30 protein-coding genes, 1 pseudogene and 3 riboswitches are annotated in these 24,278 nt (G+C 42.0%); of the genes and pseudogenes, 8 read left to right on the top strand and 23 right to left on the bottom strand.

The features are described from left to right. Nucleotides 1–27: 27 nt before the first annotated feature. Both NST13_RS08130 and NST13_RS08135 read right to left on the bottom strand, forming a co-directional pair. Nucleotides 28–153, bottom strand: coding sequence for a hypothetical protein (locus NST13_RS08130; protein WP_340436359.1), 126 nt, complete (start codon nt 151–153; stop codon nt 28–30). Further along, nucleotides 137–493, bottom strand: coding sequence for a hypothetical protein (locus NST13_RS08135; protein WP_342580372.1), 357 nt, complete (start codon nt 491–493; stop codon nt 137–139). The genes NST13_RS08130 and NST13_RS08135 overlap by 17 nt, the downstream gene beginning before the upstream one ends. 68 nt (nt 494–561) lie before the next feature. On the opposite strand from NST13_RS08135, the pseudogene NST13_RS08140 reads away from it, so the two are divergent. Beyond that, a pseudogene (locus NST13_RS08140) lies at nt 562–1,496 on the top strand (IS4 family transposase); the annotation flags it as partial. A gap of 182 nt (nt 1,497–1,678) precedes the next feature. On the opposite strand, the gene NST13_RS08145 reads toward NST13_RS08140, so the two are convergent. The 7 genes from NST13_RS08145 to NST13_RS08175 all read right to left on the bottom strand — a co-directional run bounded on the left by NST13_RS08145 (nt 1,679) and on the right by NST13_RS08175 (nt 7,996). Next, a complete protein-coding gene (locus NST13_RS08145) occupies nt 1,679–1,822 on the bottom strand; it encodes a hypothetical protein (RefSeq protein WP_342470956.1) in 144 nt (47 codons plus the stop codon). Between the two features lie 216 nt (nt 1,823–2,038). After that, nucleotides 2,039–3,205, bottom strand: coding sequence for an ISL3 family transposase (locus tag NST13_RS08150; protein WP_342580373.1), 1,167 nt, complete (start codon nt 3,203–3,205; stop codon nt 2,039–2,041). After that, nucleotides 3,132–3,608, bottom strand: coding sequence for a transposase family protein (locus NST13_RS08155; RefSeq protein ID WP_340714495.1), 477 nt, complete (start codon nt 3,606–3,608; stop codon nt 3,132–3,134). Before NST13_RS08155 ends, NST13_RS08150 begins: the two co-directional genes overlap by 74 nt. A gap of 570 nt (nt 3,609–4,178) precedes the next feature. Then, complete coding sequence (locus NST13_RS08160; protein ID WP_342580374.1) at nt 4,179–5,087, bottom strand: hypothetical protein; 909 nt, start codon at nt 5,085–5,087, stop codon at nt 4,179–4,181. A 412-nt stretch (nt 5,088–5,499) separates the two neighbouring features. Then, nucleotides 5,500–6,465, bottom strand: a complete 966-nt coding sequence (locus tag NST13_RS08165; RefSeq protein WP_342580375.1) for an asparaginase — start codon at nt 6,463–6,465, stop codon at nt 5,500–5,502. 230 nt (nt 6,466–6,695) lie between these two features. Then, nucleotides 6,696–7,382, bottom strand: a complete 687-nt coding sequence (locus NST13_RS08170; protein WP_342468588.1) for a phosphoribosylaminoimidazolesuccinocarboxamide synthase — start codon at nt 7,380–7,382, stop codon at nt 6,696–6,698. Between the two features lie 350 nt (nt 7,383–7,732). Continuing rightward, on the bottom strand, nt 7,733–7,996 hold the full coding sequence (locus tag NST13_RS08175) for a VOC family protein (protein WP_016838204.1): 264 nt from the start codon (nt 7,994–7,996) through the stop codon (nt 7,733–7,735). Between the two features lie 175 nt (nt 7,997–8,171). On the opposite strand from NST13_RS08175, the gene NST13_RS08180 reads away from it, so the two are divergent. Then, entirely contained in the window at nt 8,172–8,327 is a 156-nt protein-coding gene (locus tag NST13_RS08180) for a hypothetical protein (RefSeq protein ID WP_016838205.1), read from the top strand. Nucleotides 8,328–8,589: 262 nt separating this feature from the next. After that, nucleotides 8,590–9,606 carry an alcohol dehydrogenase AdhP gene (gene adhP / locus NST13_RS08185; RefSeq protein ID WP_342580376.1) on the top strand — a complete coding sequence of 339 codons (1,017 nt, stop codon included), beginning with the start codon at nt 8,590–8,592 and terminating at the stop codon, nt 9,604–9,606. A gap of 312 nt (nt 9,607–9,918) precedes the next feature. Here adhP and queE read toward each other — a convergent pair whose 3' ends face one another. The 10 genes from queE to crcB all read right to left on the bottom strand — a co-directional run bounded on the left by queE (nt 9,919) and on the right by crcB (nt 16,028). Next, a complete protein-coding gene (gene queE, locus NST13_RS08190) occupies nt 9,919–10,647 on the bottom strand; it encodes a 7-carboxy-7-deazaguanine synthase QueE (protein WP_342468587.1) in 729 nt (242 codons plus the stop codon). Continuing rightward, entirely contained in the window at nt 10,640–11,110 is a 471-nt protein-coding gene (queD, locus tag NST13_RS08195; RefSeq protein WP_342468586.1) for a 6-carboxytetrahydropterin synthase QueD, read from the bottom strand. The genes queE and queD overlap by 8 nt, the downstream gene beginning before the upstream one ends. Then, nucleotides 11,103–11,771, bottom strand: coding sequence for a 7-cyano-7-deazaguanine synthase QueC (gene queC, locus NST13_RS08200; protein WP_342580377.1), 669 nt, complete (start codon nt 11,769–11,771; stop codon nt 11,103–11,105). Before queC ends, queD begins: the two co-directional genes overlap by 8 nt. A gap of 55 nt (nt 11,772–11,826) precedes the next feature. Then, a riboswitch (PreQ1 riboswitch) is annotated at nt 11,827–11,870 on the bottom strand. A 5-nt stretch (nt 11,871–11,875) separates the two neighbouring features. Then, nucleotides 11,876–12,376 carry a preQ(1) synthase gene (queF, locus tag NST13_RS08205; protein WP_342468584.1) on the bottom strand — a complete coding sequence of 167 codons (501 nt, stop codon included), beginning with the start codon at nt 12,374–12,376 and terminating at the stop codon, nt 11,876–11,878. 80 nt (nt 12,377–12,456) lie between these two features. Beyond that, nucleotides 12,457–12,502: riboswitch (PreQ1 riboswitch) on the bottom strand. A gap of 341 nt (nt 12,503–12,843) precedes the next feature. Further along, nucleotides 12,844–13,236: a DUF5412 domain-containing protein gene (locus NST13_RS08210; protein ID WP_342580378.1), complete on the bottom strand. Its 393-nt coding sequence runs from the start codon at nt 13,234–13,236 to the stop codon at nt 12,844–12,846. Nucleotides 13,237–13,299: 63 nt separating this feature from the next. Beyond that, on the bottom strand, nt 13,300–13,857 hold the full coding sequence (locus tag NST13_RS08215; protein ID WP_342580379.1) for a dihydrofolate reductase family protein: 558 nt from the start codon (nt 13,855–13,857) through the stop codon (nt 13,300–13,302). A 177-nt stretch (nt 13,858–14,034) separates the two neighbouring features. Further along, complete coding sequence (locus NST13_RS08220; RefSeq protein ID WP_342580380.1) at nt 14,035–14,814, bottom strand: alpha/beta hydrolase; 780 nt, start codon at nt 14,812–14,814, stop codon at nt 14,035–14,037. A 100-nt stretch (nt 14,815–14,914) separates the two neighbouring features. Next, complete coding sequence (locus NST13_RS08225; protein WP_342580381.1) at nt 14,915–15,265, bottom strand: DUF2200 domain-containing protein; 351 nt, start codon at nt 15,263–15,265, stop codon at nt 14,915–14,917. Between the two features lie 38 nt (nt 15,266–15,303). Further along, nucleotides 15,304–15,657 carry a CrcB family protein gene (locus tag NST13_RS08230; RefSeq protein WP_342580382.1) on the bottom strand — a complete coding sequence of 118 codons (354 nt, stop codon included), beginning with the start codon at nt 15,655–15,657 and terminating at the stop codon, nt 15,304–15,306. Nucleotides 15,658–15,659: 2 nt separating this feature from the next. After that, entirely contained in the window at nt 15,660–16,028 is a 369-nt protein-coding gene (crcB, locus tag NST13_RS08235) for a fluoride efflux transporter CrcB (RefSeq protein WP_342580383.1), read from the bottom strand. Between the two features lie 52 nt (nt 16,029–16,080). Then, nucleotides 16,081–16,143, bottom strand: a riboswitch (Fluoride riboswitch). A gap of 160 nt (nt 16,144–16,303) precedes the next feature. Between crcB and NST13_RS08240 the strand changes: the two genes are divergently transcribed. Beyond that, entirely contained in the window at nt 16,304–17,302 is a 999-nt protein-coding gene (locus NST13_RS08240) for a zinc-dependent alcohol dehydrogenase family protein (protein WP_342468578.1), read from the top strand. Nucleotides 17,303–17,381: 79 nt separating this feature from the next. Here NST13_RS08240 and NST13_RS08245 read toward each other — a convergent pair whose 3' ends face one another. Then, nucleotides 17,382–18,035, bottom strand: coding sequence for a cupin domain-containing protein (locus tag NST13_RS08245; RefSeq protein WP_342580384.1), 654 nt, complete (start codon nt 18,033–18,035; stop codon nt 17,382–17,384). 259 nt (nt 18,036–18,294) lie between these two features. Between NST13_RS08245 and NST13_RS08250 the strand changes: the two genes are divergently transcribed. The 4 genes from NST13_RS08250 (at nt 18,295) to NST13_RS08265 (ending at nt 21,774) form a co-directional block, all read left to right on the top strand. Beyond that, nucleotides 18,295–19,449 carry an acyl-CoA dehydrogenase family protein gene (locus tag NST13_RS08250; RefSeq protein WP_342468576.1) on the top strand — a complete coding sequence of 385 codons (1,155 nt, stop codon included), beginning with the start codon at nt 18,295–18,297 and terminating at the stop codon, nt 19,447–19,449. Next, nucleotides 19,446–20,489, top strand: coding sequence for an acyl-CoA dehydrogenase family protein (locus NST13_RS08255; RefSeq protein WP_342468575.1), 1,044 nt, complete (start codon nt 19,446–19,448; stop codon nt 20,487–20,489). Before NST13_RS08250 ends, NST13_RS08255 begins: the two co-directional genes overlap by 4 nt. Nucleotides 20,490–20,501: 12 nt before the next feature. After that, nucleotides 20,502–21,308 carry an enoyl-CoA hydratase-related protein gene (locus NST13_RS08260; RefSeq protein WP_342468574.1) on the top strand — a complete coding sequence of 269 codons (807 nt, stop codon included), beginning with the start codon at nt 20,502–20,504 and terminating at the stop codon, nt 21,306–21,308. 106 nt (nt 21,309–21,414) lie between these two features. Beyond that, nucleotides 21,415–21,774 (top strand): hypothetical protein, encoded by a 360-nt coding sequence (locus NST13_RS08265; protein WP_342580385.1) that lies wholly within the window; start codon nt 21,415–21,417, stop codon nt 21,772–21,774. 64 nt (nt 21,775–21,838) lie between these two features. Here the strand turns inward: NST13_RS08265 and NST13_RS08270 are convergent, their stop codons facing one another. The 3 genes from NST13_RS08270 to NST13_RS08280 form a co-directional block, all read right to left on the bottom strand. Beyond that, entirely contained in the window at nt 21,839–22,651 is an 813-nt protein-coding gene (locus tag NST13_RS08270) for an MBL fold metallo-hydrolase (RefSeq protein ID WP_342468572.1), read from the bottom strand. A gap of 97 nt (nt 22,652–22,748) precedes the next feature. After that, nucleotides 22,749–23,642: a 3-hydroxyacyl-CoA dehydrogenase gene (locus NST13_RS08275; protein WP_342580386.1), complete on the bottom strand. Its 894-nt coding sequence runs from the start codon at nt 23,640–23,642 to the stop codon at nt 22,749–22,751. A gap of 400 nt (nt 23,643–24,042) precedes the next feature. Next, a complete protein-coding gene (locus tag NST13_RS08280; RefSeq protein ID WP_342468569.1) occupies nt 24,043–24,198 on the bottom strand; it encodes a hypothetical protein in 156 nt (51 codons plus the stop codon). Nucleotides 24,199–24,278: the final 80 nt, after the last annotated feature.

Genomic DNA, 24,278 nt, shown 5'->3' on the forward strand with positions numbered 1-24,278 from the left:
ATTTAATTTTTCTTAATATTAACATACTTATAAAGCAATGTAAATACGCTTCCTTATACGGTAAACCGGTTTAACATTGTTTGCATATTTTCTGCCATTTTGCTTAACGATGATGCCGATGAAGCAATTTCCTCCATCAGCTTGTTTGGTCAATCACCAATTCCCCTACAAGATTCATTAAATATTCCAACCGCTCTACATCCACTCGAACCGTCGAAGAAATTTTCTTTTTTTGCTGGTTGGCCTTTTGTTTTTTATTAAATTTAGTTTCCTCTGTTTCACGCGATTCTTTTTGGCTTGTCGATTCATCAAATATAGCTGTTTTTGAAATTTCTTTTAAGCTGCTTTGCTCAATCTCAGAAAGCTGGCTAATACATTCCAGCAGTTTTTCCTTCGTTCTGATAGTTAAAACTATGAAACACATCACTAGTGTCGCATAAAAAATACCAATAGACATAATAAATCTGAATTTTCTGTAACTATATTTTTCCAAAAAAAAATCCTTTATAATGGTTTGGTGGTAGTAAACCTATCCAAATCCAATATAAAGGAATTATGATTATGGATAAGTTTACACGAATAACATCATTTGAACAATGGTTTTCACCAATTCATTTCAACTTATTTGACGATATGGTGAAAGCCTATCAATTAGATTACTATACAAAGAAGCTTTATATGGCTTCATTTCTGAAATGACTGTTGTACGCTCAATTACATGAAACCGAGAGTTTGCGAGCTTTAAGTGACGCTGTTTTTTCTGAAGAATTACAACGTGCAACAGGTCTTCCATCGATTAGCTTTTCCCAATTAGGAAGACGAATCAACGCCATTCCAACGGTTTTCTTTCAATCGATTTTTCTTGATTTAGTGGCTCAAATTCATGAGAAAACACATTTTCAAAAGCGAAGAAAGCTGACAACGCCACTAAAAATCATTGATTCGAGTACGTTGCCACTGAATTTGAAGAACCACAAATGGGCAGAGTTCCGAAAAACAAAATCGGGCGTGAAGCTTCACTTGCGTCTTGTATTCATGGAAAAAGGACTTTCTTATCCCGACAAGGCCGTACTGACAAACGCAATCGAACATGATCGTGGTCAATTAGAGGTATTCATTGATCATCAAGAATGCCTGTACGTGTTCGATCATGGATACTTAGATTATGAGCGATTTGACCGTATGACGGATGATGCGTATTTCTTTGTTTCACGTTTACGAAAAAACGCTGTCGTCCGTGTGTTAGAACGATTTTCGCTACCTGAAGATTCACCCGTATTCTCCGATGAAATGGTGGTGATTAGAACACCACAAAATCGTTCTGAAAACGTGTTCCGTCTCATCAAATTGTTGGATGCAAAAGGAAATGAACTTCATTTACTGACGAATCGTTTTGATATGGATGCAGATGAAATTGCAGAAACCTACCAATCACGCTGGGCAATCGAACTTTCTTCAAATGGATGAAACAACACTTGAATATCAAGAAGTTCTACGGCCACAGTGAAATCCTCAATCATTAGTTGGAACATCAAAAGAATATTTAGTTTCCATTAATCTTTTTTATCTTGAATCAGCTCCTTTATTTTTCTAAACTTGCAAAAATCGAGTAGGAGGGAGTGATTAGCTCCCGTCCTCTCACACCACCGTACGTACGGTTCCGTATACGGCGGTTCAATTAAGATAATTGACGCAAGTCTTTATAACTTCCGTGAATAGCTGTTCTCTTTATGCCAGTGGTCACTCCACCCTCCAAGAGGTCTCCCACGGGATTCACCGCTTCCTTCCTCAAGTGAGGTACTACGTTTTCTGTGTTCATCATGACTCACTGAATGCCAAGGGCTATTCTCTCTTAATTGTTCAATCCTTCTTAGTAGTTCTAAACCAACTAATACTATGACCTCTGCTGACTTCTGACGGTTCAGCTACTTATCACTAAGTAGTGTTTTTGGCAAGTAGAAAATGGCTCTTACGTTCTTTTGGTGAAACCATATATGTACAGTCCTTCATCTCTTTATTAATTTTTTAAAAAAACATTTTATAAATGATATAACACTCGTTTTTCAAGTAAATCCAGCTTTGCCCGGCCATACATGATTCGTTTCATCAGCTTCAATCGGTGAACATGGCCTTCCACAACTCCGTTACTGTAGGAAGTACTAAATGCCAGCTTAATCGACTGTAAATCCCTACGGAGTCGAAGTGCACAATCATATAAATGATTGTTTGGAGAAGACAATTGTTTTTCCAACCATTTGAAAAATGCCGGATAGTTCCGTTCATCAAATGCTTCTCTAAATGTTTGAACCATTTGGTGGAAAGAATGAAGGGATGGGTACATCTTAAAGGATTGTTCAAGAAGTTGCAGTTCCTTTTCTAAAAGTCTAGATTTTCGTTTCCAAACATATGAAATCATTTGCCGTCTGGAAATTCGAACGGAAGATTCCTTAATCCCCTGCCGTTTTCTTTCTTTTCGTATGCTTTCGACTGCAACGCGGACACCTGAAAGTGTCCCCGTATATCCATATTTACGAAGTTGCGCATCAATTTCACGGATGGTCTTGCCCTCTTGTTCGAGTTGCTGAATGTATTGCTCAAAACCATCGGTTTGCCGTTTTCGCTTTCTTTTTACTTGAACCGGCATCTCGGTTATGTTGAGATATTTTGAAATGGTTCGGGGATCCATATGAAATTCTCTGGCCAACTCCGCTTTTTTCTTTCCTTTTTTGTATTCCTGTTGAATGCTTTTGATCATCATCCATTTCTTTTCGGCTCTTTCTTTTTGTCTCCTTTGCAGTTTGGTTTCATGCGGAAAGGTTTGTTGGTCCGTTTCTTCTTTTTCCAACGTGATGACGGAAGGAAGAATCGAGGTGAGGCAAGCATCGATCTGCTTCTTTACCGCCCGGACAAAATGCCATCGGTCATATACTTGCAAAATACTTTGCGAAGCGTTCTGAATCCCTTTCCGAAAAGCCTGATAGCCATCACGACTGACAACTTGGATGTTTTGACGATTTTTTAGCCATTTTGATATGGTTTCCGGATAACGTTCCGGAAGTAATGCAACAGGCTTGTGCGTGCTCAGATCACAAATGATCGTGCCATAGCTGTGTCCTTTCCGAAAAGCAAAGTCATCGATTCCGATAAAAGGGGGACACCTCTTGATGAATCTCCGTTTTCCGAATAAGGGAGAGCAATACGTCATGGCTGACAGGGAGGGACAGGGCTTTCGCTACTTTTTCGCCATTGAGGCAGCTGGTGGAAAACGCGATTTTACGTAATACTTCTTCGGACCGTAAAGTTCGGCGTCCATTTTTGGAAATCCAATCATACCGTTCAGTAAAAATTTTTTGGGTGCAATTGGGTTGGTCGCAAAACCATTTTCTTGTGATAAGCAGGATGGAAACAGCTTTTCCGGCAATCGGCAAATCTTGAATCATGCGTGTATATCGGCTGTGTGGACGTGTGGAAGGCACTTGGCAATGAGGACAAGGGCAGGATTCATGAGTGCTTCGAACAATAAAGGTAATGGAGGATGGTTCTTCTTGAATATCCAGAACTTCTAGGAAAGGATCCGGTGAAGACCAATGGATTTGACGATTCATCATTCATCACACCTTTTCTTTTATTATACTATAAAAGTAAAATTATAGGCCTTCACCAAAATTGCGTAAGAGCCACTTTTCTATTGCAAAATACACCAATCTTCCACTTTTGACATTCCAGTTTTCTCTGAACTCAGTGGGATTTAAAAATCACGGTGGAGGAAACGGACGAAGAACTGATCGAGATTTCTTTGAACTTAGTGGAATTTATGATCAGCTTGATAGCCCAGTGAATCGCAAAACTGTAATCGTTTTCTCTGAACTTAGTAGGATTTCAAGCCATAAAGCTCCAATTTGAACATTTTTTGATTACTAACTCTGTCCTTTTGAATAACCAAATACTGTAACTACTAATCCGGAAAAAACAATACCAGGAACCAAATAATTATTCCTTTTATTTAGTCAACCAAAATGGAAAAGCAGTGAAATATTACGATAGTTACTCGGAGGAAGAAAAAAGCGTACCATACGATACAATTGCGATTGACTTAGAAACTTTAATTGAAGAAGGGCCACAAGATTGAGCTGCTTAACGTAAAAAGCTAAGCAGCCCGGAAATACACGTAATATTGTTCATTCAATGATCACAACCGGTTCAAACAACCAATCTCTTGATTTGTAATTATTATCATCTCTATTTATAACCTCCCGAGTGATGCCATTTTCAATTAATAAATCTCTAAACCTTTTGCTCAGAAATACAGGTCTATACGCCCAGCTTCCATTGGATTTCAACTCTTTCATGATATTTATATCTTTAATAGGGTATTGTTCAAGATCCCTTTTATTATAGTGATATGGGTAATCAATCCGCCCCCTAATGTTACATGTTTGACATCGTTCTTCCGGTTCCGTGATAAAATAATAATGTTTCATTTCGGAACTCCACGATGGAAGAACATTTGTAGGAATCACTTGAAATACGGGCTGTGCAGGCTTTTTACCGCTATGTATCACCTCTCTCAATTCGTACCCTGTTATTTCCCACTCTTTCATTAAATACGCCATTTTCTCCGATACAACCCAGTAATCGACACCGACATTGACCATATATCGATCCCCCACTTTTAAAGTATCCATGACTAAAGGGGAAGTCTGAACTTTTTCCTGAAGTCCGCAAGATGGGCAAATCGTCTTCCATCCAATTCCATCCTGTTTATGTTCCAAAAATGCTTTGGGTGAATTACCTGTAGAACTTAACTTAAATAATGGCGATTTTTCAAAATCCAAATGATGAAACTTGCAGGAAAATGATTCACCACATGAAATTTGGTATTCTTGTTTTAAATGTGAAATGAGATATGAAAGTGTACTGATTCCTTCCGTTCCGTTGATTCGGATTGGAACCTGAAGATATACTTCAGTCCCCATTTTCGGCTTATCCGGAAAGTTTAATGAAATATCAAATTTTCCAAAAAGTCTTTCGAGTTCACTTTTTAAAGAATATTCAACAAAAAAATCTATACATACATAAATATCCATACAGAAACATCCTCTTTTATAAGATTATGGGAAAGAGTGAGTCAAATTATATACTACCCACTCCACCCAAAAAACTACTATAATTTTAATAACAAAGACAGTATTTATTACTTAGCTTTATATTGTTTAGTTTTAGAAAATTGATACAAAAATTCCCATACTGGATCGCCAGTTTCATTCCAAAGTTCTTTATAAGCACATCCAAAAAAACATGATTCATAAATTCTACTTTTGTTGTTTCATATACAATCATGCGAAAAATTACAGCAGTCAATTATATTTTTTCTTAAATTTTACAAATTTATTATATAAATGCAAATTAGTGAATTATGATTTTCATAATTTATCCAAAAAATAAAAAGCATCCCCAGTTCATGGACAGAGATGCTTTTTACACAATTTTCCACTTGCATTAAAATCTTTCCTTAATCTCCCCCACCCCGGCAGCCAACAACACCGCCAGCTTCATGCGGGCTTTTTTGCTGTCGTAGTCGCGGCCGAGGATGGCGCCTTTCTTTTGCAAGTCGTAGGCTGTGCCTGGAGTGTCGTACACGACTTTGACGTTTCCTTCCGCCGTGCTTGTTGTCACCACCACGATGACGCCTTTTTCAATGGCATATTGCACTTGTTCCGCAACAGCCGGGTGGACTTGGCCTCGGCCGAACGCTTCAAGGACAATGCCTTTTGCTCCCGTCTCCACCGCATACTTAATCAAGCGGCCATCGGAGCCCAATGAACATTTGATGATTTCCACATAAGGCAATTCGGATTTCAGCTCATAGGTTTCCCTTTTCACCGCTTTTCCATATAAAATGACTTCTTCATCATCCACATACCCCAAATGGCCGAACCCCGGCGCGTTGAAGCCGTCCACGTTGGAGGCGTGGCACTTCTTCACATAGCGGGCGGGCAAAATCTTTTCATTGAACAACACAACCGCGCCCAAGTTTCTCGCTTCATCGCTTGCAGCCAAAATGATGGCTTGGCGCAAGTTGGAAAAGGCATCCGTTCCGATCGTAGCCGGGCTTCGTTGGGCGCCTGTCACCACCACCGGCCGCCCGTCACCAATTGTCAAATCCAAGAAATACGCCGTTTCCTCCAGCGTATCCGTTCCGTGGGTCACGACCACTCCTGCCACTTCTTGATCCTCAAAAACTTGTTCAATTTTTTCTTTTAACTGAATTAAATGGTCAAAGGTCATTTCATTGCTTGGCAAATGGAATAGGGTTTCTACCTTCAATTCAATATGTGATGGCAGCACACATTGTTTGGACAAATCTTCCCCCGTCAACATGCCGGATGTGAGGAGCCCCGTTTCCGGATTCACGCCGCTAGCAATCGTGCCGCCCGTACTGATCAAAACCACTTTCTTTTTCATTATTTGCACTCCTAAACTCTCAATTTATAAACGTTCATTTATCAAAATAAACCATTGTTACAAGAACTTCAACTGTCGCACGTCCAAAGAAAAAACCCCGGCAGCTGCCAAGGGAATTATTTCAAATCAAAGTGCATTTTCTCTCCGGGTTTAAAATACAAAAAAAAAAAGAGCGAATGGCAACACTCCATGGTCTTCTCCACCCGCTCTTTTTCTACCAGTCCCTATCTCTATCCTTCCAAAATCAATTTTTCCAATTCCAACGGCTCGATATATTCGCCGTTTTTGTAGGCGCGCATGTTGCCGCCGGAAATTTCGTCAATCAACATGATTTCATTCGTTTCTTTATCGCGGCCGAATTCGAATTTAATATCGTAAAGTTCGATGCCTTTTTTCGCCAATTCTTCTTTTACAATGCCGGCGATTTTTTGTGTAAGCTCTTTTAGCACTTTATATTCCGCTTTGGATAAAATGCCAAGCATGTCCAACGCATCTTCGCTGATTGGCGGGTCTTCCCGTTCATCGTCTTTGATTGTCACTTCCACAAAGGCATCAAGAGGTTGCCCTTCTGTTGCATAAAGGCCGTAGCGGCGCAAGAAGCTCCCCACTGCGCGGAAGCGGCAAATCACTTCCAAGCCTTTGCCGAAAGTTTCCGCCGGTTTCACTTTCATCGTCTTTTTATCGATATCCGCTTCAATAAAATGCGTTGGGATGCCTTTTTCATTAAGCAATTCGAAGAAATATTTCGTCAATTTCAATCCTGCAAGTCCTGCACCTTCAATTGTCAATCCCACCGTATTGGCACCTGGGTCAAATACCCCGTCAACGCCTGTTACGTCATCTTTGAATTCCAATAAATAGTTGCCATCTTCCAATTCGTAAACATTTTTCGTTTTACCAGTGTAAATGTGCTTCATGTCAAGTCTCCTTCTTCTTTTAGCCTTTTCATCGATAGAACTGATGCTGTCTTTATAATAAATCAAACAAAGTTTATCGGACAAGAGTGCCTCTTTTATTAATTACAATTTCTTCATTATTATAGCGATGAGGCCGATGAATCTAAAAGCGGCTGTCTTGTGACATATGCCGATTTACCGCCGTGGATCAAATAAAATGACTATCCGGAAAGTTCCTTCTCTCCGGATAGCCTGCTTTGCTGACATTTATCTTCTCTCAACAAATACTGATTTCCATCTTGGTCATAGAAAGTGAACATCGAACCATAAGGGAATTTTTGGAGTTCATCCACCTTTACGCCATTATTTTTTTATCGCTCATACGCTTCTTCAATGTTCGGTGTGCTGAAAAGGAGGGTTGGATGAGCGACATTTTCCGGTTTTTGTTTCTTCATCAATGCTTTTGAGTATAGCACCAATGTCGCAAAATCATTTTCAGGCCCCACCTCAATCCACGCCATCCCAGGCCCCATCGGCTGTTCGAATTTCAATACAAACCCTACTTTGTTAATCCAAAAATCTTTTGCCTGTTCCTGATCTTCAACATAGATTGTGATTTTTCCAATTTGGATCATCGAGATTCTCCTTTTACGGTTTTTCATTTTCATTATGCCATAAAAATGGATTGGCTAAGTATTTTGGTCAAACTGAATATTTTCCTATAAATATGGATTTTTTCTCCTATATAATATAACCATGATCAGATTCCAGGATTATAATATATATAAAGGAATCAATGAGGAGGCTATCATGGAAAACGAATATGTTGTTGGTTGGGGCACTTTGGCGTTGATCAATGCAGGGCTTGCCCAAGGAAAAAACCGCTCCGGATTGAACTGGTTCTTGATTTCGCTTTTATTGGGACCATTGGCCACATTGCTTTTATTGTTTGCAGAAAAGAGATGAATTTTTCAAAAGACGATGATTTGTAACTCAACAGTAGCATTTTCGTCCTCCATAAAACTTATTTTGATAATCATATTTTACTATTCACAAAGAGATATAATCCGCGCTTATCTCCCTATTTTTTTATGTCGAAAAATGGAAATCTATTTACATTAAATAGTAGTATTTCCTATATTGCTGAACATACTCTCTGCTAGTATCTTTATTTTTAAGTATATGGATACGCTTCCATGTACGAAATTCAAACAAAGGGGGATCTTTATTGAAAGCTGCAGTTGTATCAAAAGAAAAGACGGTTAGTGTGGTGGACAAACAATTACGGCCGCTTAAACATGGTGAAGCGTTGGTGCAGATGGAGTATTGCGGAGTTTGCCACACAGACTTGCACGTGAAAAACGGGGATTTTGGGGATGTCACAGGTGTAGTTCTCGGCCATGAAGGCGTTGGAAAAGTCGTTGAAGTGGCTGAAGGGGTCACTTCCTTAAAAGTCGGCGACCGGGTAGCCATTCCTTGGTTATACGAAAGCTGTGGCCATTGCGAGTATTGCACAACGGGAAGAGAAACGTTGTGCCGAAATGTAAAAAATGCCGGCTATACGGTTGACGGAGCCATGGCGGAACAAGCGATCGTGGTTGCCGATTATGTGGTAAAAGTGCCTGACAACTTGGATCCGGCGGCTGCCACTTCCATTACATGCGCCGGAGTGACAACATATAAAGCGGTAAAAGTGTCGGATATCCGGCCTGGGCAATGGATTGGCGTATTTGGCATTGGCGGTTTAGGAAGCCTGGCTGTCCAATATGCAAAAAATGTATTTGGCGCAAGAGTAGTCGCATTCGATATTAATGACGATAAATTGGCCTTTGCAAAAGAAATGGGAGCAGATGTCACGGTGAATTCGTTGAAAGAAAATCCGAAAGAAAAAGTCCTTGAAATCACAGATGGCAAAGGATTGGACGCTTGTGTTGTGACAGCCGTGGCGAAAGCACCATTCAACCAGGCTGTAGATGTCGTAAAAGCAGGAGCCCGGGTTGTTGCAGTCGGCTTGCCTGTTGATAAAATGGATCTTGATATCCCTCGCCTTGTGTTGGACGGCATTCAAGTGGTCGGTTCCCTCGTCGGCACCCGCCAAGATTTGAAAGAAGCGTTCCAATTTGCAGCTGAAGGAAAAGTAGTGCCTAGAGTTACCCTCCGAAAACTTGAAGAAATCAATGATATCATGGAAGAAATGGAGCAAGGAAAGTTCACTGGTCGAATGGTGATCGACTTTACGAACTAAAAAATAAAAGGAAGGAGCAGTCTCTTTTGGACATGCTCCTTTTTAAAATTGCGAAGAATTTGGCGGGCAGAAGACGGATAATTGTTGGTCTCTTTGGTTGGCGAATATGTTTGGAGATTTGGCGATTATCCTTGCCCAGTTGGCGATTATTTCTCCCAACGCGGCGATTATCGGCCTCTGCGGAAGCGGTTTTTGTTCCTCTGGCGATTATGTTCCTCTATTCGGCGATTATCCTTGCCCGGTTGGCGATTATTCTTCCCAACGCGGCGATTATCGGCTCTTCGCAAGTCTTATAGAAGTCCTTTCTTACACTTACACGCCCCTCTTATTCCCCCACACAAGGGTATGCAATTGCGGCAGCACTTTCACATTTTTCAATTCCTCATCGGCCATCACCGTATCAATCAGCGCTTCATATTTCTTCAACAAATGATGAACAAGCTTCTTTTGATCCGTCGTTGCAATATCGTCATTTCCCACCTGCAAGAAAAAGGGAACGCCCGGATAGCGCAAGTGCACTTCCTTGGCAAACCCGTAGTCTTTCTCATCAAACACAACCACTTTCAGAGAAACTTGTTGGCTCCCCTTTCGATTTTCAAGCTTCTCCAAAATTTCCGTAAGCACCGTAAAATCCGTTTTCATCCCGGAACTTGGCGGCTTTGGGGAAATCGTCAATTGATCCACCTCGTACAGCCAATCCTGCCATCTGCTTCCCTGGGTTTCGACGCCGATTTGGATTCCATTCTCCTTTAAAATCCGCACCAAATGTTCCAAATGCCGAATTAACGCCGGATTCCCACCGGAAATCGTGACGAAAGAAAATCCATTCCCACCAAGCCGTTTCAACTCGTTCCATATCTCTTCCGCTGTCATTTGCTTAATCAAACTTTTGCCGCTGCCATCCCAAGTAAAGGCGGAATCGCACCAGGAACAGGAATAGTCACAGCCTGCCGTGCGGACAAACATCGTCTTTTGCCCGATGACCATGCCTTCCCCTTGAATGGTGGGTCCAAATATCTCGATGACGGGGATTTTACTCACCTTCCATCCACTCCCGTCTTGCTTCCGCATAGCTTGTCGGCGTTTCATAAAGCCGGATGAATTCCACCCGCGCACCATCTATGCTTCTTTCCGCCAATGCTTCCGCCAACTTCTCGTAAATCCAGACGACCATATTTTCAGCCGTTGTATTCATCGGCGGCAACGTTTCATTTAAATAGCGGTGGTCCAAATAGATTTCTATTTTTTCCTTCCAAATTTCTTTGAGATCGGCAAAATCAATGACCAGTCCCCGATCGTCCGGATAGCCGCTGACGCCCATTACCACTTTGTACGTATGGCCGTGGAGATTTTTGCATTTCCCTTCATAGGCATGCAAATGATGGGCGGCATCAAAAGTAAACTCTTTCGATACAAGCACCCGTTTGGAATGATATTTCAATTGATCCCGCTGGATATCTTCCCCCAGCTTTTGCAGCTTATCGACAATCCGAAATTCAAGCATGGATAGACCCCTTTCTGGAACGCAAATATTCCTCAAGCCCTCTTCTTCTCAACTTGCATGCAGGGCATTCCCCGCAACCGTCCGCTTTTATGCCGTTATAGCAAGTCAAAGTTTTATTGCGCACAAAATCAAGGGCGCCCAATTTGTCGGCAAGCTCCCAAGTTTGGGCTTTCGTCAGCCACATAAGCGGCGTATGAATCACAAATGTATCATCCATGGCCAAATTCAACGTGACATTCAATGATTTGATAAAAATGTCCCGGCAATCCGGATAGCCGCTAAAGTCCGTTTGGCAAACACCTGTGACGATATGCTTCGCCCCCACTTGGCTTGCCACTACCCCTGCAAAAGAAAGGAACAGCAGATTGCGTCCTGGCACAAAAGTGTTCGGAAGCCCGCCATCCTCCCCTTCTTCCACTTGTATGTCTTCCCGCGTCAACGCATTCGGCGCCAGTTGATTCAACAGCGACATATCCAGAATGTGGTGCTTTACCCCGAGTTCTTTTGCGATTTCCTTTGCGCACTCGATCTCCAATCGATGTCTCTGGCCATAATCAAAGGTGACCGCTTCCACTTCCCCAAATTGTTCCATTGTCCAAAACAGGCAAGTCGTGCTATCTTGTCCACCGCTGAATACAACGATCGCTTTCTCACTTTTCATTCATAAACACTCCTTTATATAAGAAAAAACAGCATTCTAAGAAGGAAATGCTGTTTTCTTCTTAGTTTTTTATAGAGGGTAGCTAAGAACCTCTGTTATTCAATTTATCGATTATCCACTTTTTCCGGATATAAATCGTGGTTCATCAAACGGTAGTTGGCCATTTCTTCATATTTCGTGCCGGGTCTGCCGTAGTTGCAGTACGGGTCGATGGAAATGCCCCCGCGCGGCGTGAATTTGCCCCACACTTCAATATATCTTGGATCCAGCAATTTGATTAAATCGTTCATAATGATATTCACGCAGTCTTCATGGAAATCCCCATGGTTGCGGAAACTGAATAAATATAATTTGAGGGATTTGCTTTCGACCAGCTTTTTATCTGGAATATAAGAAATATAGATGGTTGCAAAGTCCGGCTGCTGGGTGAGCGGACAAAGGCTGGTGAATTCAGGGCAATTGAACTTCACAAAATAGTCCCGGTTGGAATGAAGATTGTCCACCGCTTCCAACACTTCCGGCGCATATTGGGTTGGATACGCTGTTTTCTGATTCCCCAATAGCGTTAAATCCTGCAAACCATCTTCCAATTTTCGACTGGACATAAAAAAACCTCCTTGCAAAATGTTTCCCAACATTTTCAAGAGAGGTGCACCCAATAATTCTATAAAACTGATGAAATTATTGTTTCATAGTTTTTTATAGAGGGTTAAGCTATGAACCTCTCCCGTGCTAGTCGGGCCATTTTAATAGTATAGAAGTTTCCGGGATGAGTCAACTTGATTTTTGGCCAAAGAAAATGGGATTTTAGGCAAAAAAAAACACACAGGTTCACAAGCGTGCACCTGAGACTGGACTAAGAAAAAGATAAGGGTGATCATGAGTAACATATATGAATGGTTTTTGAGCTTGTCATTTTCTCGTTTTCCCGAAACGCTTTTCGCCGGGTATCGTCCTGTCATCCCTGACCGTATGGATTGCCCGTATCCAATTCCCGCGTAAGCATCCCCATTACTCATTTCATTATTCTACCTTCTATTTCTAATCAAAAAATATATTAAGAAAGCGAAAATTATTTTATCCCCCTGCGATAATCATAAGTTTCCTTTGGCAACTCAAGCTGAACCCCATTGATCACCACTGTGTCATCATCCAGCCACTCGATGATGGCATAATCGATTTTATATTCCCAATAAATTTTCTTTGGTTTCTCATTTTTTTCATTGAAAACCAATTCCCCTAACACCGAATTGGATAGTGTTGCGCCACCATTGGATAAGTAAGCGTTAATTGTATAGGTTCCGTCAGGGGAAGTGGATTGGGCAATCAATTCATCCTTGAAGCGGCTCCAATCAAAGAACAGCCAATAGATTCCATAGCTGAGAATAACCGCAAATAAAAGAAACCAGATGAGGAGGACTGTCATCACCTTTTTCATCGCCTTTGTTTTCACGTCAATTTCCAAGATCCTTCCCCCATAAGTTTTTTCAATGAAAACGGATTTTTATATGAAAAGGTTTCGCGTTTGCTAACCATTTGAATCAATCTTATGATAGATCAACTGAACCACTCCCGATGGAAAAGTCTTTGTTTCCATCAATTTCAATCCCACTCTTTGTTGAATATCGATAAATAACGGCTTTCCTTTCCCCAAAATGATTGGATGGACCGATAACCGATATTCATCAACCAGATTATGATTGACAAATGTTGTAATCAAACCTGCTCCTCCATAAAGCCAAATGTCTTTTCCCGGTTGGCTTTTTATTTTATGAACCTCCTCAAGAATATTGTCATTGATATAAATGGCTTTTCCTTCTGTATTTTGCTGTGTCCTTGAAAAAACGTACTTCCTTTTGCTATCAATTATTTCCCATAGTTCTTTTTCTTCTTGGTCTGCATCTTTTCCGGGGGAATATTCGCCCCACAATTCATAACTTTTTCGCCCATAAAAAATTGTATCGATCTGACGAAGAAAATCGGCAAAGTTCATTTCCGGCTCCATAATGCACCAATCCACTTCACCATTTTCCCCTTCGATATAGCCATCCAATGTTACCGCTAAATCCAAAAGAATTCTTCTCATTTAGTACTTCTCCTTCTGGCTAATCATGAATAATTTCTATTTTACTTAAAAAACCGGTTTCAAAAAAGATTCTTGCAGGTTCACAAAGACGAATCCGACGATTTTTTCGACAAAACCGCATGTTCGCTGTTAAAATTCACCAAAAGTAAAGCGAATTGGAAACTGCTCCAATCCGCTTCATACAAATTGACATAACACTTTATTAAATTTATCCCGTTCCTCCCAGAATGTTCCATGGCCGCTATATTGGAAAGGGACAATCCTTGAATGTTTTATTTCTTGATGGAGCTCGTGTGCTTGTGCAAATGGGATCACTTTGTCGTGAATTCCATGAATGATCAAAGTAGGCACATGCACCTTTGAAAGATCCGCATACAATGTTTCATCCCGCAATGTATTGATGATGGCAATGGTGGACCAGCTGGCCGCCTCCATCCCCATGTTCATAAACCAGTCGGAAAATTCTTTTGTGATATATTGGAAGAAAAATCCGTCAATCACCTTCTGCATCATTTTCGGGCGGTCATTGTAAGCCAGCTCCAAAAAACTTTGTGCCGTTTCTTGAGTAAATCCGACCGGCGCCGCACTGGCAACGAGAATCAATTTTGAAACGCCAAAGCCTTTGTAACGGGCCACATACCTTAAGGCAATGGCGCCTCCCGTTGAATGCCCGAGTAAAGCAAAATGGTTTAACTGCAATGCATTCACTACGGCAAAAACATCATCCGCCAGTCTATTGAAACTATAACCTTCAAAAGGTCTATCCGACTTTCCGAACCCTCTCCAGTCTATTCCGATACAACGGTAGCCCAACGCCGGCAATACATTATACTGATACTCGAATTGCTCATGACTTAACGGCCAACCATGCAAAAATACTATCGTTTTCTTGCCCAAAGGATTGATATCCTCCACATACAATTTCACACCCGAATCCACGGGAACAAAAAAGCCCATGAATATCCTCCTCTCGGAATAGAATATTCATGGCTGGAACATTGGGTGAATCGATTTGGCTGCATTTGGGATTCCCGCTATAAATCGGCGATGACCGGAACTACGCCCGCAAAATTTTTTCCATCGCTTTTCCCCTTGCCAATTCATCAATCAATTTATCCAAATAACGGATTTCCCTCATCAATGGCTCTTCAATCTCCTCCACCCGCACTCCACAGATGACCCCTTTGATCAGTGCGCGGTTTGGGTTTAATTGGGGAGCTTCCGCAAAAAAGGTTTCAAAATCCACCTCTCTTTCTATTTGCCCTTCCAATTCCTCCTGGCTATATCCTGTCAGCCAACGGATAATTTCATCCACTTCCTCTTTTGTGCGGCCTTTTTTCTCCGCCTTTTGAACATAAAGGGGATATACTCCTGAAAATTTCATCTTATAAATTCGGTTGTTTTTCATGTTAAGACTCCTTTTCCGAATAAATCAAAAACAGCGTTTCACACCATTCCCCCTATTAAATACCCAAAAAACGCCAGAGCTATTCCTCCAACATAAGTAATGATCAAATACAACATAAACATTTTTTTATCCTTCAAAAAAAGCGTGTTGAGCTCCAATTTCAAAGTGGAGAATGTGGTGAATGCCCCAAGGAAGCCTGTCCCGAAAAGCAAGGCGATCATTTCATCCACAGTTGCACCGGTGATGATTCCTAATAAAAATGAGCCTGCCAAATTCACTGTCATCGTTCCAAATGGCAGCGATTCATATTTATTTAAAGCTTTGCTCAAAGCAAACCGTGAAATTGCCCCAACAAATCCGCCCATTCCCACCAAAATGTAATGCATCAACATTTTCAATCCGCCCCCTTGCCTGTTTTAAAACCCAAGCCGCTCATGAGCAATCCCCCGACGATGCTTATAAAGACATATACAACACCCAATACAAACTGCTGATTTTCAAACAGCTCCACCGTTTCCACACTAAAGGTGGAAAATGTTGTAAAGGAACCGACAAATCCTGTGCTGATGGCGGTGGCCATTGTTGGGGAGATGGAAACCCGTTTAAATAATGAAGTGGACAGCCAAGCCAATATAAAACTCCCTGCCAAATTGGTCATGAGTGTCGCCCAGGGAAAGGCCCTTCCCGTCAACAAGGTCATTCCAATGAAATATCTCAACATGGCGCCGCATGCACCTGCAATGCCAACGTATATGTAGGTCATTCCCTTTCCTCCTTTCACAAAAAAACCCCTGCCGAGACATGGCAATCCCATATCATCAGCAGGAGTCATCAGCCGACATCGGCGGTTAAAGGTGAACTCCATCACCTATTGTACTGATTTGGTAATTCACTTATAACACGGCGAAAGGCATTTTTCAACTATTTTTTGCTCTCCTCTATCCTAAATTTGCCATATCTGAATATTAAGAATAAAATCATCTTAATAGCATAAAAATTTCACCATATGACTCTATCAATCATAAAGGAGTGCGAGAAATGAAAGCCCAAGTCATTCAATCTTTTGGAAATCCATCCGTTTTTCAAATACAGGATATTCCCACACCTGAAGTCATTCCAGGCCATGTCCTCATTGAAGTGAAAGCGACAAGCGTCAATCCGATTGATACAAAAGTGCGTTCAGGATTCGTTTCCGCTGTTGCCCCTGAATTTCCGGCAGTTTTGCATGGAGATGTGGCAGGAATCGTACGGGCGGTTGGCGAAGGGGTTTCGAAATTCAAAGTGGGCGATGAAGTATACGGCTGTGCCGGCGGGTTTAAAGGGACAGCTGGCGGCGCATTGGCAGAATATATGCTTGCGGATGCGGATTTGCTTGCCCATAAACCCAAAAATTTAACAATGGAAGAAGCAGCCGCTTTGCCCCTCGTAACCATTACCGCTTGGGAGGCCCTGTTCACCCGCGGCAAGCTGGCTTCCGGACAAAACATCCTGATCCATGCCGCTGCAGGCGGAGTGGGCCATGTGGCAATACAGCTCGCCAAATGGGCTGGAGCCAAAGTTTACACGACCGCCTCTTCCAATGAAAAGCTTGAAATCGGAGCCCGCCTTGGCGCGGACGCAACCATCAACTACCGGGAAGAAAGCGTACAAGATTATGTTCAAAAATATACAGATGGCAAAGGGTTCGACATTGTCTTTGACACGGTGGGAGGAGAGAATCTGGATCGTTCATTCGAAGCGGCAGCGCCCCTTGGAACTGTGCTTGCCATTGCCGCCCGTTCAACCCATGACCTCTCGCCATTGCATTCAAAAGGGTTGACCCTTCATGTGGTCTTTATGTTGTTAAAAATCTTGGAAAAAGAATGGCGCAAAGAATATGGAGAAATTTTGGAAAAAGTAACGGCAATCGTTGAAGAAGGAAAGCTTCGCCCGCTACTTGACCCGAACGTCTTTACCTTTGATGAAATCTCCAAAGCCCACGAACATTTAGAATCAGGCAAAGCGATCGGCAAAATTGTATTAGTGAATAAATGGTAATTCAAAAAACTCACAAACCTTGTCATGCAAGGATTGTGAGTTTTTTCTCCATCAAAAGCAATCCGCTGATCATGCCCCATCAATAATGATGATTTTCTCCCGCCATCGCATCCGCTTTAGTGCGATGAACCGTGCCATGCGGATGATGCGGCGGTGCATAAATCGAATATAACTTTAATGGGACTTTTCCTGTGTTGATCACATTATGCCATGTTCCGGCAGGCACCATGATCGCGGTATCCTCATTGACTTTTCTTCTATAATTCAAATGATTACGGCTTCTCCCCATTTCAACGATTCCTTCTCCCTGCTCAATCCGTAAAAATTGGTCCGTATGCGGATGAATTTCCAATCCAATATCTTCTCCCGGATGAAGGCTCATTAATGTGACTTGCAAATGTGGCCCTGTCCATAAAGCCGTACGGTACGTTCTGTTTTTCTTTGCTGCCTCTTCAATATCCACTGTGTATGGAGCGGGCCCCCGGTCAATGATATGGCCAGTGTGTTTAAAAGAGCTGGATTCTTTTCCATAAACATCCGGATTCATCTCTGGAAACCAATAATTTGAATTCATATCGTTTGGCATCCACGGGTTCATATGAGGATAATTCCAGTATTGCATGTCATGGGGATTCATGTTTGCATTCCGGTAATGTTGGTATTGCATATCTTGCGGATTCCCATATCCATAAGGCATCGGAGTGTTGTAGTAATACGGATGAAAATAGTTCATTTACCCATCCTTTCGCAAATAGAATACCTAAACTAAATTTTATGAAGCGATAAGAAATCGGATTGGGCACAAATACTCATAAATAAAAATTTTTCCTCCTCCCGATTTCAGAAAATGATAAATTTTCTCTACTATTACATAATCGAGAAAAAAACATAAATATAATAGAATATACATATACATTTTTATTATGTGCGAAATATTAAAATAGTACTATTTTTCACTCTGCCGTAATACGGTGAAGGAGGGAGATGATGTCATGTTTCACTTACCAACTGTACAATTTACGGAAGAACAGGAAGCCTTTCGTTTGGAAGTGCGAAATTTTCTTCAAGAGCACGTGAAAAAAGGGACTTTTACGCCCACCGTCGATTCCTGGTTGAGCGGTGTGGATCCATCCTTTTCAAAATTGATTGGTGAGAAGGGCTGGATTGGAATGACATGGCCGAAACAATATGGTGGCCAAGAGCGGAGCACCCTTGACCGTTATATTTTGACTGAGGAATTTTTGGCAATCGGTGCCCCCGTCGCAGCCCACTGGTTTGCAGACCGCCAAACGGGCCCTTTGCTCCTCCGCTATGGCACTGAAGAACAAAAGCAATTTTTCCTTCCAAAAATCGCTAAAGGGGAATGTTATTTTGCCATTGGATTAAGTGAGCCGAACAGCGGTTCAGATTTGGCATCGGTTCGTACACGGGCGGAAAAGGTGGAAGGCGGTTGGATTGTAAATGGACAAAAAATTTGGACTAGCAATGCCCACGTGTGCCATTATATGGTGGCCCTTGTACGCACAAGCCCCTTTGACGGAAAGAACAAGCATGCAGGGTTGAGCCAGCTCATCATCGATTTACATGCGGAAGGCGTTACCATCGTTCCCATTAAATTTTTATCCGGTGAATATCACTTTAACGAAGTATTTTTTGATAATGTATTTGTGCCTGACAATATGGTAGTGGGAAAAATCGGCAATGGCTGGGAACAGGGATTGGCGGAACTGGCCTTTGAACGGAGCGGTCCGGAGCGTATTTTGAGCACCTTCCTTTTATTGGATGAATTGGTTCGTGAATTAAAACAACAAAGAAATAAAGAAGGATTAAAACAGGCATCGAAACTGCTTGCCCGATTGTGGGGATTAAGAAATTTATCCATCGGCGTCGCCAAATTATTGGAATCGGGCAATACGGAAGATGTGGCCATTCCTGCTTCGTTAGTCAAAGCCATTGGTACCAAGTTTGAACAGAGCATCCCTGAAATTGCGCGATTGCTTATTGAAACCTACCCGAATCTTGAAGCAAATCGGAAATTCGACCGCTACATGGCACAATCCATTTTGCATGCTCCCAGCTTTACAATCCGCGGCGGCACGACGGAAATCCTTTATGGTATGGTGGCGAAAGGGGTTGTGGCAAAATGAGCGAAATGAAAGATATGATTATCGATGTTGCCGAACGAATGCTGAAAGAGAATGTCTCAAAAGATGTCGTCGATCTGCTTGAAAGAGGCGACTGGGCTAGAGGGATTTGGGCTTTATTTGAAGAATCGGGCATGTTCTCCGTCGCCATTTCAGAAGTGAATGGAGGGGCCGGCGGTGATCTGGAAGATTTATTGAATATTGTGAGATTGACAGGAAAATATGCCGCACCGATGCCCTATGCGGAATCGACTTTTGCCAACTTCCTGCTGGAAAACAGCAAACAATCAGTCGTTGATGGAATTGCGACATACTCCCTAAAAAAAGGATTGATTTTGCAAGATGGTGAAATCTCCGGAACATTGCCCAATGTGCGATGGGCGAGGTTTTCCAAATATTTGGTGGCCGCTGCAGACAGCTTCCAAGGAACACAAATTGTCCTCATCGATATGAAAGATGCAACGATTGAACAAAGCAGCAACATTGCCAGTGAACCGCGCGATGCCGTCATTTTGGACAAAGTCAAACCACTTTCTTCCGCCGTTATAACCGATGAACAATTTTTCAATGCTTTATCCATTGAAACTGCGTTCAAAATCGCCTTAATGACGGGAGCCATTGAAAGAATTTTTGACATCACCGTAGAGTATTCCAAAAAAAGGGAGCAGTTTGGACGCCCCATTCACCGCTTCCAATTGGTGCAGGAGCATATCGCCCAATTGGCCGGAGAGACGGCTATTGCGGTCTCCGCTTTTAACAACGTTTGTGCCGCTATACAATCAAAAGATTTTTTGCATGAGATCGCCTTTGCCCGCATCCGTATCGAGGATGCCGTCACAACCATCACTTCATCTGCCCACCAAATTCATGCGGCGATTGGGATGACCCATGAGTACCCATTGCATCAATATACGCGCCGTTTATGGTCTTGGCGGGATGAAGGCAGAAACAGTCCATTCTGGAGCGAATACATTGTCGACTATTTATTGAAACATGATGTTGATTTGTGGGCCTATCTGACAAAAACCGTTGGGAAAAAATAAGGGAGAGATTTCATGGCAGATTTACTTTTTGAAGTGGAAAAGCATATTGCGACGATTACCTTGAACCGGCCGGAAAGTTACAATGCTTTTAGTGAAGAAATGATTGTGAAATGGATCGAGGCATTGGAAACGGTGCGTGATGATGATTCCATCCGGGTGCTGATTGTTAAAGGCAACGGAAAGGCTTTCTGTGCGGGAGGCGACATTAAGGCAATGCATGCGGGCGAAGGATTTTACAGAAGTAAGGAGGATATCTCCTCCACAGGGTTGGCACGGAAAAATTCATTATGGAAGAAAATTCAAAGGATTCCCTTGCTTCTTGAGGAAATCGATAAACCGGTCATTGCCCAAATTCATGGATTTGCGATGGGTGCCGGTTTGGATATGGCGTTAATGTGCGATATCCGGATTGCCGCCGCATCTGCAAAACTTTCCGAAAGCTATATTAATGTGGCCATTGTGCCGGGAGATGGAGGCGCTTACTATTTGCCAAGGCTCATTGGTATTGATAAAGCGCTGGATCTGTTATGGACCGCCCGGATGGTCACAGCCGGGGAAGCCAAAGAAATGGGCCTTGTCACTTTTGTGGTGGATGATGAAGAATTGGAGCCATTTACCCGCGCGTATGCCGAAAAGCTTGCAAACGGGCCGCAAACCGCCATCCGTTTTATCAAGCGGGCCGTTTACCAAAGTCAGAAGATGGACTTGCGCTCATCTCTTGATTATATTTCCTCTCAAATGGCCATCGTCACTGAACTTGATGACTTCAAAGAAGGGGTCGATGCGGTGGTCAATAAAAGAAAGCCCAAGTATGAATGACGGACTGTTGTAAAACATGAGCCCCCTATTAGGTAAACATCTGTCCTAATGGGGGCTTTTTTTATGGAATTGATTGCAGCCGATGAATTTGAGGTTGCATACGCACATGTTGAAAGAATGTATCCGAACAAAGAGTGGCTTATTTACACCAATTGCAGTCGCATACGCACTAAAGTGGGAATTATTCGCACCAATTGCGGCTTTATATGCACTAAAGGCGGCATTATCCGCTCCAATTGCGGCTGTATATGCACTAAAGGCGGCATCATCCGCTCCAATTGCGGCTGTATATGCACTAAAGCAGGCATTATTCGCACCAATTGCGGCTTTATATGCACTAAAGGCGGCATTATCCGCTCCAATTGCGGCTGTATATGCACTAAAGGCGGCTGTATATGCACTAAAGGCGGCATCACTCGCACCAAAACCGGCTGCATTCGCACTAAAGGGCACACCAAATCATTAGTCCGTACACGCACCTAATTGGACAAAATAAAAAGAGCGATTTTTCACTTTCGCTCCATGAAAGTTCATGACTCCCCTTCCATTTCCTTCATCAAAAACTGCACATTCTCCTCATGGCATTTGATCAAACTTCTTTGATATGGGTACTGGGCAATTAAATGCGCATGTTCTTTTTTGGACCGGATTGCTTTTTTCAAGCTGATGATATACAGTAGACTTTCGTTTTTTCTTTTCAAAATCTCCTCTTTGCTGAAAGCCGCATGTCCATGTCCCGGAATCAAAATATTGATTTGATGATTTGCCAATATGGTTTCCGTTTTTTCCAAAGTTTCTACGTAATCCTTTGAACCGGAATAAATGAACGGGAATTCAATATCGGATAAATAATCGCCTGCAATCCAAATGCCAAGAGGCTCGACAATCGCAAAGATTCCATCATCCGTATGCCCTTTCGCTTCATAAAAGGTGAGCACGGTATTGCCGATTTTCAGCGGCTGGCCATCTTTTTCCACAATCATATCCACATTCGGATAAATCAAAGGGGTTTTGCGATCGATGTAATATTCATCATCAAAAGCCTTCACCTGTTCAATCATTTCTTCCGGGTTTTTCTTTTGAAAGTTGGCACTGGCAATGACAGTCGCTTCCGGAAATGCTCCGGCGCCCACGATATGGTCCCAGTCCGAATGGGTCAGAATGAGATAAATCCGGCGACTCCCCCGAATACGCATGACATATTCACGAATTTCATCCACTTCAAATGGAAGGATGCAAGGATCAACGACAATAATGCAATCTTCCGTTTGGATGACGGTGGATGTGGTTTTATAAAGCTGGCTTTCGAATACGGTGATTTGGCCGTTTTTGTACTGGATCATGTTTTTCGCCCCATTTGCATTCGTTGCGGAAAGATGGATTTTATTTAATATTATCACATAGAAAAAGGAGAACTTAATCTCCTTTTTCCAATCAACTCTATTTTAAGAAATCCGGGTCAAGGTATTTCGGATTAGGGTAGTCATAGAAGCCTTTGCCGTTTTGAATGCCCATTCGTCCTTTATCAAGAAATTCTTTTTTCAAGTACTCAGCAATTTTCTCCGCTTCCTTGTCCCCCGCTTTTGCTCTCGCAAGGCACAAATTATATGGAGTATTTATGCCCACCACATCCAGAATCGCAAAAGGACCTTGAGGAGCACCCGTTGCAATCATCCATGTTTTATCTACTGTATAAGGATCGGCAATGCCGTTCACCACTAATTTTTGCGCAGCATCCAAGAACGGAACGAGCAAGGAATTTAAGATGTAGCCCGGCTGTTCTTTATACAATGGCAGCGGAACCATGCCAATCGCTTTGGCAAATTCAATGACCTCTTCAAACACTTGTCGGTCTGTTCCTTCATGTTTCATAACTTCTGCTGTGTTGTGTTTCCAAATTTCATTGGCAAAGTGCAAATTCAAAAACTTTTCAGGTCTTCCGGAAATATCGGCAAATTGGCTTGGCAACATGGTCGAGGAGTTGGATGCAAAAATGGTCTTTTCATCCGCCACTTCCCCAAGATTTTTATAGAAGTTCGCTTTAATGTCGTACACTTCCGGCACCGCTTCGATGACAAGGTCCGCCCCTTTCACCGCTTTTTCCAAATCCGTATAAAACGTCAAATTGTTATATGCTTTTTCTACTTCTTCTTCAGTGGCGCCCAAGTCTCTTTTATATGCTTCCTGCCAAGCGCGGATTTTTTCTTTTGCTTTGTCCAAAGCTTCATCGCTGATGTCATAAAGATTGACCGGGAATCCGGAATATGCTGTTTGGAATGCGATTTGGCTTCCCAACACTCCTCCACCGGCTACTGTTACATGTTTGATATTCATCTTCATGCCCTCCGTTTCTTTAATGAATCTATTATTATTTTACTACTATAACTTTTGGGATTATATGGTTTAGGGAAAGGTTCATGAAATGTATAAATTCTTCAATCATTTTTTTATAAAATAACATTCGATACCTAATGTTTTTCCGAATGGTTTTGGTGTGATGCTTTTTGATTTGTTTCTTTTTTCTTCATAAACAGTTTCCCCAGCTATTGATTAATTTTTTGCAACTCCCTTGAGGAAATTTTTACTTCATTCCGCTCTTTAATTACATTTAATAATTGCGGGATTTGAATCACTTTAGCAGATATGAAAGGCTCCTTGAATTTCAATGTGGATAGTTGAGTAAAAACGATAATGGAATAAGTATGTAATAATTTTTCGATTCCTATGTATTTTTTTATGCCTGGATATGTCCGTAATGTATCGATTTGATCCGGTAATATAAACGTTTGATGTATTCTTCAATCTCTTCTTTATCATTTGTGTTATAGGGATAATCTTCACCAATGGTTTGGCCTTCAATTAATTCTCGCAATTGTTCTTCTGAATACACCCCTTCTTTTCCCCTTTCTTATATATTCAAGCAAAGGTCTTTTCTAACAATATATTATCAAAGGCAGTCATCCATCAGCC

The organism is Ureibacillus sp. FSL W7-1570, assembly GCF_038593265.1.
Taxonomy (GTDB): Bacteria; Bacillota; Bacilli; order Bacillales_A; family Planococcaceae; genus Ureibacillus; species Ureibacillus suwonensis.

What these genes read in the sequence shown, in the direction of transcription:
- NST13_RS08275 (WP_342580386.1), bottom strand. Translation starts at nt 23,642, where the DNA reads ATGAATATCAAACATGTAACAGTAGCCGGTGGAGGAGTGTTGGGAAGC.
- NST13_RS08180 (WP_016838205.1), top strand. Translation starts at nt 8,172, where the DNA reads ATGGAAAACGAATATGTTGTTGGTTGGGGCACTTTGGCGTTGATCAAT.
- NST13_RS08150 (WP_342580373.1), bottom strand. Translation starts at nt 3,205, where the DNA reads ATGACGTATTGCTCTCCCTTATTCGGAAAACGGAGATTCATCAAGAGG.
- NST13_RS08265 (WP_342580385.1), top strand. Translation starts at nt 21,415, where the DNA reads ATGTTGAAAGAATGTATCCGAACAAAGAGTGGCTTATTTACACCAATT.
- NST13_RS08225 (WP_342580381.1), bottom strand. Translation starts at nt 15,265, where the DNA reads ATGAAAAACAACCGAATTTATAAGATGAAATTTTCAGGAGTATATCCC.
- NST13_RS08170 (WP_342468588.1), bottom strand. Translation starts at nt 7,382, where the DNA reads ATGAAGCACATTTACACTGGTAAAACGAAAAATGTTTACGAATTGGAA.
- queD (WP_342468586.1), bottom strand. Translation starts at nt 11,110, where the DNA reads ATGCTTGAATTTCGGATTGTCGATAAGCTGCAAAAGCTGGGGGAAGAT.
- NST13_RS08255 (WP_342468575.1), top strand. Translation starts at nt 19,446, where the DNA reads ATGAGCGAAATGAAAGATATGATTATCGATGTTGCCGAACGAATGCTG.
- NST13_RS08260 (WP_342468574.1), top strand. Translation starts at nt 20,502, where the DNA reads ATGGCAGATTTACTTTTTGAAGTGGAAAAGCATATTGCGACGATTACC.
- NST13_RS08270 (WP_342468572.1), bottom strand. Translation starts at nt 22,651, where the DNA reads ATGATCCAGTACAAAAACGGCCAAATCACCGTATTCGAAAGCCAGCTT.
- NST13_RS08215 (WP_342580379.1), bottom strand. Translation starts at nt 13,857, where the DNA reads ATGAGAAGAATTCTTTTGGATTTAGCGGTAACATTGGATGGCTATATC.
- NST13_RS08245 (WP_342580384.1), bottom strand. Translation starts at nt 18,035, where the DNA reads ATGAACTATTTTCATCCGTATTACTACAACACTCCGATGCCTTATGGA.
- NST13_RS08160 (WP_342580374.1), bottom strand. Translation starts at nt 5,087, where the DNA reads ATGGATATTTATGTATGTATAGATTTTTTTGTTGAATATTCTTTAAAA.
- NST13_RS08250 (WP_342468576.1), top strand. Translation starts at nt 18,295, where the DNA reads ATGTTTCACTTACCAACTGTACAATTTACGGAAGAACAGGAAGCCTTT.
- NST13_RS08145 (WP_342470956.1), bottom strand. Translation starts at nt 1,822, where the DNA reads ATGATGAACACAGAAAACGTAGTACCTCACTTGAGGAAGGAAGCGGTG.
- NST13_RS08220 (WP_342580380.1), bottom strand. Translation starts at nt 14,814, where the DNA reads ATGGGCTTTTTTGTTCCCGTGGATTCGGGTGTGAAATTGTATGTGGAG.
- NST13_RS08155 (WP_340714495.1), bottom strand. Translation starts at nt 3,608, where the DNA reads ATGATGAATCGTCAAATCCATTGGTCTTCACCGGATCCTTTCCTAGAA.
- NST13_RS08240 (WP_342468578.1), top strand. Translation starts at nt 16,304, where the DNA reads ATGAAAGCCCAAGTCATTCAATCTTTTGGAAATCCATCCGTTTTTCAA.
- queF (WP_342468584.1), bottom strand. Translation starts at nt 12,376, where the DNA reads ATGTCCAGTCGAAAATTGGAAGATGGTTTGCAGGATTTAACGCTATTG.
- NST13_RS08165 (WP_342580375.1), bottom strand. Translation starts at nt 6,465, where the DNA reads ATGAAAAAGAAAGTGGTTTTGATCAGTACGGGCGGCACGATTGCTAGC.
- NST13_RS08230 (WP_342580382.1), bottom strand. Translation starts at nt 15,657, where the DNA reads ATGTTGATGCATTACATTTTGGTGGGAATGGGCGGATTTGTTGGGGCA.
- NST13_RS08175 (WP_016838204.1), bottom strand. Translation starts at nt 7,996, where the DNA reads ATGATCCAAATTGGAAAAATCACAATCTATGTTGAAGATCAGGAACAG.
- crcB (WP_342580383.1), bottom strand. Translation starts at nt 16,028, where the DNA reads ATGACCTACATATACGTTGGCATTGCAGGTGCATGCGGCGCCATGTTG.
- queC (WP_342580377.1), bottom strand. Translation starts at nt 11,771, where the DNA reads ATGAAAAGTGAGAAAGCGATCGTTGTATTCAGCGGTGGACAAGATAGC.